Source organism: Streptomyces geranii (assembly GCF_002954775.1).
Taxonomy (GTDB): domain Bacteria; phylum Actinomycetota; class Actinomycetes; order Streptomycetales; family Streptomycetaceae; genus Streptomyces; species Streptomyces geranii.
Map to the genome: position 1 here is coordinate 480273 of NZ_PJME01000003.1, position 7086 is coordinate 487358.

General features: G+C 71.3%; 4 protein-coding genes. 3 read left to right on the forward strand and 1 reads right to left on the reverse strand.

From position 1 onward, the window contains the following. Positions 1 to 89 precede the first annotated feature (89 nt). Together CW359_RS07005 and CW359_RS07010 are read left to right on the forward strand one after the other, a co-directional pair. The gene (locus tag CW359_RS07005) at positions 90 to 1412 is read left to right on the forward strand and encodes a radical SAM protein (protein WP_105968877.1); all 1323 of its coding nucleotides are present in this window, start codon (positions 90 to 92) and stop codon (positions 1410 to 1412) included. Positions 1413 to 1722: 310 nt separating this feature from the next. Next, entirely contained in the window at positions 1723 to 3231 is a 1509-nt protein-coding gene (locus CW359_RS07010) for a cellulose-binding domain-containing protein (RefSeq protein ID WP_105968878.1), read from the forward strand. 817 nt (positions 3232 to 4048) lie between these two features. Here the strand turns inward: CW359_RS07010 and gndA are convergent. Further along, positions 4049 to 5491: an NADP-dependent phosphogluconate dehydrogenase gene (gndA, locus tag CW359_RS07015; protein WP_105968879.1), complete on the reverse strand. Its 1443-nt coding sequence runs from the start codon at positions 5489 to 5491 to the stop codon at positions 4049 to 4051. A gap of 328 nt (positions 5492 to 5819) precedes the next feature. Between gndA and rsgA the strand changes: the two genes are divergently transcribed. Next, positions 5820 to 6947 (forward strand): ribosome small subunit-dependent GTPase A, encoded by a 1128-nt coding sequence (rsgA, locus tag CW359_RS07020; protein WP_105968880.1) that lies wholly within the window; start codon positions 5820 to 5822, stop codon positions 6945 to 6947. Positions 6948 to 7086 lie beyond the last annotated feature (139 nt).

Sequence of the window (7086 nt, forward strand, 5' to 3'; positions counted from 1 at the left end):
CCGAGGGGCCCCGGGGCCACGGACACACAGGCGGGGGCATACCGTGAGGAGTCGAACCGGATTACCGCCGGAGCTGGAGGAGACACGGGATGGGCAGCCGCACCGCGCTGGTCGAGGATCTGATGGAGCGCTTTCCGCACGTACCGCGCGAGGCCGTCTTCAAAGAGGACCTGCTCAGGGGCGGTGTGGCCTTCGACCCGTCCGCGCTCAGCGACAACGAGGGCGGCGACGTCAAGCCGAAGTCGTACTTCATCTTCTCCTTCGACCACGGCACCCTCCCCGAGCTGGGCGAGGCCGCCCTGCGCCGCCCGCCCGAGGAGATCATCCTCACCGGCGGCCCGTACGACCTGCGCCGGACCGTCGTCTCGGTACGCGTGAACCCGGCGTCCCCCTACCGGGTCGCCTCCGACGAGCACGGCGTCCTCGGCCTCTACCTCGACGGCAAGCGGATCTCGGACGTCGGCGTGCCCCCGATGCCCGAGTACTACAAGCACAAGCTCTCCAACGGGAAGTCCGTCATGGAGGTCGCCCCCACCATCCAGTGGGGCTACCTGATCTACCTGACCGTCTTCCGGGTCTGCCAGTACTTCGGCGCCAAGGAGGAGTGCCAGTACTGCGACATCAACCACAACTGGCGCCAGCACAAGGCGGCCGGCCGGCCCTACACGGGCGTCAAGGACGTCGAGGAGGTCCTCGAAGCCCTGGAGATCATCGACCGGTACGACACCGCGAAGACCTCCACCGCCTACACCCTCACCGGCGGCGCGATCACCAAGACGGTCGCGGGCCGCGACGAGGCCGACTTCTACGGCCACTACGCCAAGGCCATCGAGGAGCGCTTCCCCGGCCGCTGGATCGGCAAGGTCGTCGCCCAGGCGCTGCCGAAGGACGACGTCCAGCGCTTCAAGGACTACGGCGTGCAGATCTACCACCCCAACTACGAGGTGTGGGACGAGTATCTGTTCAAGCTGCACTGCCCCGGCAAGGAGCGCTACGTCGGCCGCGACGAGTGGCACAGGCGCATCCTCGACTCGGCGGAGATCTTCGGTGCCCGCAATGTGATCCCCAACTTCGTGGCGGGCGTGGAGATGGCCGAGCCGTTCGGCTTCAAGACGGTCGACGAGGCCATCGACTCCACCACCGAGGGCCTGCGCTTCTTCATGTCGAAGGGCATCACGCCCCGGTTCACCACCTGGTGCCCCGAGCCGACGACCCCGCTCGGCAAGGCCAACCCCCAGGGCGCACCGCTGGAGTACCACATCCGGCTGCTGCAGGCGTATCGCCGGACGATGGACGACTTCGGCCTCGACTCGCCCCCCGGCTACGGCGAACCCGGCCCCGGCCGCGCGGTCTTCTCGGTCAGCTCCTTCATGGACAGCCTCCCGGCCAGGGATACTGCGTCGAAGGTCTGAGCGGAGGGTCTGACTCGAAGGTCTGAGCCGAAGATCTGACTCGAAGGTCTGAGCCGAAGGTTTGAACGGAACACGCCCTCGATCCGTATGGGGGGCGGGGACCCGCACATGGGTTTCCGCAACTCTCTACCCCCGTACGGCGAGCCCGTGTTGACATGTGCGGACATCTGAACACGTCGCTTGTCAGTTGTGCGGGAAACGTGAAAAGCTCGGGCTCCGTTTTGCGGAACGGTCCCCAACTCCCCTGTTCTTGGGGTCAGTTGACCTTGACGTTGGCGTGTGCAAGCCGTTGATGCTGGAGTCCCCCCATATGCCAGATCTGCCGACCCCTCAGGACGCGGCCGAAGCAGCGCTGTTCTCCGAGTGCTGGGACGCGGTCCTCTCCTACGCCGACCTGTGCACGTCCGGCTCGTCCGCCGGCACCGAACTGGCCGCCGAGGCGTTTACCCATGGTATCCACGCCGCCCGGGCCGCCGACTTCGGCGCCCGCAACACCGGGCGCCGCATACCCCGCCTGCCCTGGATACCCCTTCTCCTGGCGGCGGTTCGCAGTACCGCCGCGTCCTGGGAGGAGACCGGGCACGGCAACCATCTCGACCCCGACCTGAGACTGTGGCTCAACTCCGACAAGGCCGCCCGGTACGTGGGCCCGCCGCTGCGCCGCCCGCTCGCGCTGCGCGCCCTGCGTGACATGCAGGAACCGGACGCGGGCCTGCTCTGGCTGGCCGACGTGGAGTCGCTGCCGCTGCCCGTCGTGGCCCGCAGGCTCGGCCTCGACCCGGAGAGCGTCGCCGAGGAACTCGCCCAGGTGCGCGGCCTGTTCAGAGACCGCTGCCAGCGCAACCTCCTCGACTCCCCGCTGAACTCCGACTGCCGCCACTTCGGCCGCCTCCTCGACGCGGTCATCCGCTCGCAGGGCGCCGAGATCCCCGAGGACCTCTCCCGGCACCTCGCGACCTGCGTGGAGTGCGCGGAGGCCGCCGCCTGTCTGCGGCTGTACGGCGGGATCAGCGGCCTGCCCGCCGCGCTCGCCGGCGGTGTCATCGGCTGGGGCGGCCTCGCCTATCTGGAGCGCCGGCGCCGCGCCGCCGAGGCCGGTCTGCTCGGCGGTCGTGGCGAGGCGGGCATCAACACCGGCCTCACCATCGGGGAGTCCCGGCCGCGCATCGGCCGTACGGCGATCCTGGTCGCGGCCGTCATCGTCTCCGCGCTCGCCCTCACGGTCTCGCTGATGCCCTTCGACGGCTCCGGCAACGACGTCTCCGCGAAGGGCGGCACGACCGACGGCCGGCCGGTGGTGGACCCCGCGGGCGGCCTGCCGTCCGGCGTGACCGTCCCCGCGGGCTCGATCCCGTCGGTGTCCCCCGACCCCTCGGCCCCGGACGCGTCCCCCACCACGTCCACGCCGTCGACCCCGTCCGAGAAGCCCGACCCGGAGCCCCAGGGCACCTCCTCGCCCACCGATGGCGCCGAGACCCCGAAGCCGAGCCCCGACACGAGCGAACCCGCCTCCTGCGAGGTCGAGTACGACCTGGTCAACGAGTGGCCCGACGGCTTCCAGGCCACCATCAGCGTCACCTCCACGAAGGCCGTCGACGGCTGGCGCATCGCCTGGTCCTTCCGCAACGGCCAGCAGGTCGGCCAGATGTGGGACGCGGGCTTCTCCCAGGACGGCGCCCGAGTCACGGCCACGGCGGCGGACTACAACCGCACGATCGCAGCCGACGGCACGGTCTCCTTCGGCTTCCTGGCCAGCTGGCAGGGAAGCAACACGGCCCCGTTCGACTTCACCCTGAACGGCAGCACCTGCACGACCTGACCCCGACGACGACTTCCCGGTCCGGCCAGGCCCCAGGGCCGGCCGGACCGTTGGGGTTCGGCGCGTGCCTGTTGGCGTTCCGCGCGTGACCGGGCTGGGGCGAGCCTGACCGGCCAGGGCCGGGTCGTTCGAGGTCCGGTCCCCGGCGTGCAATCCCTTGCCGTGCAGTGCCCGTCCGGCCCCGGTCAGTGTCGAACCGGGCCGCGTTGCGCTGCCCCGGTCCGAGGCGGAAGGGGAACAGCCCGGCTCCGCTCGGATCGGCCCAGCCCGCTCCGCCCCGCTCCGGAGCGCGAACAGCCCCCCCCCGCGCAGGTCAGCCCAGCGGAGTCCGGTCGGCCTCGTGTCGCCTCACCTTGTGGCGTCCGGTCCGTGTAGCCCTGTGCCGCGCCGGTTCGTCCCGCGCCGAGCCGGAACGCGAACAGTCCGACCCCGCGCAGGTCAGCCCGGCCCGGTCCGGGCGGCCCTGTGGCGCTTCACTTTGTGGCGCCCGCCCTGTGCAGCCCCGCTCCGTGCCGCGCCGGAACACGAACAGTCCGACCCGGCCCAGGTCAGCCCAGCCCAGTCCGGCCGGCTCCGGTCAGCCCCGTAACGCCTCGCCCCGTGACCCCCGCCCTACGCAGCCCCGTGCCGTGCCGGTCCGCCGCGCCCAGCCGGAACACGAACAGTCCGACCCCGCCTGGTCCGGCCCAGTCAGGCCCAGGTCGGCCCGCCCCGCGCAGGTCAGCCAGCCCGGGCGGGCCGGCCCAGTCCAGGTCGGCACCGCCAACTCAGCCCCGCCCAACTCAGCCCCGCCCCGCCCAAATCAGCCCCGCCCCGATCAGATCACTTCGCTCTCGCTCCGGTCCGCCCGCTCCCACAGAGTGTGGAAGCGGCCCTCGCGGTCGGTGCGGCGGTAGGTGTGGGCGCCGAAATAGTCGCGCTGGCCCTGGGTGAGGGCGGCCGGGAGGCGTTCGGCGCGCAGGGTGTCGTAGTACGACAGGGCGGCGGAGAAGGCGGGCACCGGGACGCCGTGCCGGGCCGCTGTGGCGACGACCTCGCGCCACGGGACCTGGGCGTCGGCGATCTCGGCCGCGAAGCCCTCCTCCGTCAGCAGGGTGACCCGGCAGGGGTCGGCCGCGAAGGCGCCGCGGACCCGGTCGAGGAAGGCGGCCCGGACGATGCAGCCGCCGCGCCAGATCCGCGCGATCGCCCCGAGGTCGATGTCCCAGCCGTACTCGGCCGACGCGTCCATGATCATCTTCCAGCCCTGGTCGTACGCGATGAGCTTCGACGCGTACAGCGCGTGCTCCACGATGCAGGCGAAGCGCTCGGCCTCGTACGCCGTGAGGTCCCAGCTGGTGCCACCCGGCAGTTCGCGGTACGCCGCCCGCAGCGCGCGCTGGCCCGAGGCGGCGCGGGCGAAGGTCGCCTGGGCGATGGCGGTGACCGGTGAGCCCAGCTCCAGGGCGCTGCGCACGGTCCAGCGGCCGGTGCCCTTCTGCCCGGCGGAGTCGGCCACCACGTCCACGAACGGCCGCCCGGTCGCGGCGTCGGTGTGCGCGAGCACCTCCGCGGTGATCTCCATCAGATACGAGTCGAGCCGCCCCTTGTTCCACTGCCGGAACACCTCGGCGATCCGCGCCGGCTCGTAGCCCCCCACCTGCCGGAGCAGATGATAGGCCTCGCCGATGAGCTGCATATCGGCGTACTCGATCCCGTTGTGCACCATCTTCACGAAGTGCCCGGCACCGTCCGTCCCGACGTGGGTGACACAGGGCTCGCCGTCCACCTTGGCACTGATCGTCTCGAACATCGGCCCGAGTGCGGCATACGAGGCCACGGAGCCGCCGGGCATGATGCTGGGCCCGTTGAGCGCCCCCTCCTCGCCCCCGGAGACGCCCACCCCCACGAAGTGGATGCCGAGCCCGCGCAGGGCCTGTTCTCGGCGCCGGGTGTCGGAGAAGTGGGCGTTGCCGCCGTCGATGATCATGTCGCCGGGTTCCAGGAGAGCGGCGAACTCGTCGATCACGGCGTCGGTCGCCGTCCCGGCCTGCACCATGATCATCAGGCGCCGGGGCCGCTCCAGGGCGGCCACGAACTGCTCGGCCGTCTCGGCGGCCACGAAGTCGCCCTCGTGCCCGAACTCCTCGACCAGCGCCTTGGTCCTGGCGGGGGTCCGATTGTGGAGGGCCACGGTGTAACCGTGCCGGGCGAAGTTCCGGGCGAGATTCCTACCCATCACCGCCAGGCCGGTGACGCCGATCTGCGCGGTCGCCTTCATGGTGTGCTCCTTCGCTCGGTGCGGTCGCTCGGCGCGGTCCAACCGCCGCACTGATCAGTTACGGCTGGTGGGGCCCCAGTTGTTCAGCCGGATATTGGGTGGCGTGCCGAGCGGGGGCACGCCTAGAGTGGAAGCGCCCCGATCGACGAGGGGCGATGGTGACAACCGCGACGAGGATGACAAGGAGGTGTGACCCGATGGCTGTCTTTGCGATGGGCGCTGCCCGCATCCAGAAGTTCGTCAAGTCCACCTCCGTGGCCACCGGCTGACATCCACTTCCTTCGCGCCCGAGAGCGCGCGCCGGGGTCACCCATGTGAAGGGTCTCCCTTGACTTCCCTCTCGTCCTCGTCCTCGTCCTCGTCCACTTCTACTTCTGCTTCCTTCCGCGCGCTCGCCCCCTACGGCTGGGACGACGCCTGGGCCGCCGAATTCGCCCCCTACGCGGCAGAAGGCCTGCTCGTCGGGCGCGTCATCCGCGTCGACCGAGGCCAGTGCGACGTCGCCACCGCCGACGGTGTGCTGCGCGCCGACACCGCGTTCGTGACGCCCAACGATCCGATGCGGGTCGTGTGTACCGGTGACTGGGCCGTCGTCGAACCGGTCGGCGATCCGCGCTATGTCCGTACGTATCTGCCGCGCCGGAACGCGTTCGTACGGTCCACCTCGTCCAAGCGTTCCGAGGGCCAGATCCTCGCGGCCAATGTCGACCACGCCATCGTCGCCGTGTCGCTGGCCGTGGAACTCGACCTCGGCCGGGTCGAACGGTTCCTGGCGCTGGCCTGGGAATCGGGTGCGCAGCCGGTCGTGGTGCTCACCAAGGCCGACCTCGTGCCGGACGCGACGACCCTCTCCTACCTCGTCGAGGACGTGGAGGCCACCGCCCCCGGCGTCCCGGTGCTCACCGTCAGCTCCACCAACGGGGACGGCGTCGACGTCCTCGCGGCGGTCGTCTCCGACGGTACGGCCGTGCTGCTCGGGCAGTCCGGTGCGGGCAAGTCGACGCTCGCGAACGCGCTGCTCGGCATGGACGTCATGGAGGTCCAGGCCACCCGTGACGCCGACGGCAAGGGCCGCCACACCACCACCACCCGCAACCTCCTCGCCCTGCCCGGCGGGGGCGTCCTCATCGACACACCCGGGCTGCGGGGTGTCGGCCTGTGGGACGCCGGGACGGGCGTCGGCCAGGTGTTCGCCGAGATCGAGGAACTGGCCCAGGGGTGCCGTTTCCAGGACTGCGCGCATACGGCTGAGCCGGGGTGCGCGGTGCTGGAGGCGGTGGACTCGGGGGTGCTGGGGCAGCGGCGGCTCGACAGTTACCGGAAGCTGCTGCGGGAGAACCAGTACATCGTGGCGAAGACGGATGCGAGGTTGAGGGCGGAGATTCGGAAGGACTGGAAGAAGAAGGGGGCTGAGGGGCGGGCGGCCATGGAGGCCAAGCGGGGGCGGGTGAGGTAGTGACGCCGGGGGGTGGCGAGGGCCTTTTCCTCGCCCCCGCCGCCCCTACCCGTTCCTATCGGCCTGGGGGGGGGGGGGGGGGGGGGGGCGGCGGCGCCGGGGGGGGGGGGGGGGGCGGGGCGGGGGGGGGGGGGGGGGG

Bases quoted from the DNA above. Each gene is read 5' to 3' on its own strand.
- CW359_RS07005 (WP_105968877.1), top strand. From the start codon at position 90: ATGGGCAGCCGCACCGCGCTGGTCGAGGATCTGATGGAGCGCTTTCCG.
- CW359_RS07010 (WP_105968878.1), top strand. From the start codon at position 1,723: ATGCCAGATCTGCCGACCCCTCAGGACGCGGCCGAAGCAGCGCTGTTC.
- gndA (WP_105968879.1), bottom strand. From the start codon at position 5,491: ATGAAGGCGACCGCGCAGATCGGCGTCACCGGCCTGGCGGTGATGGGT.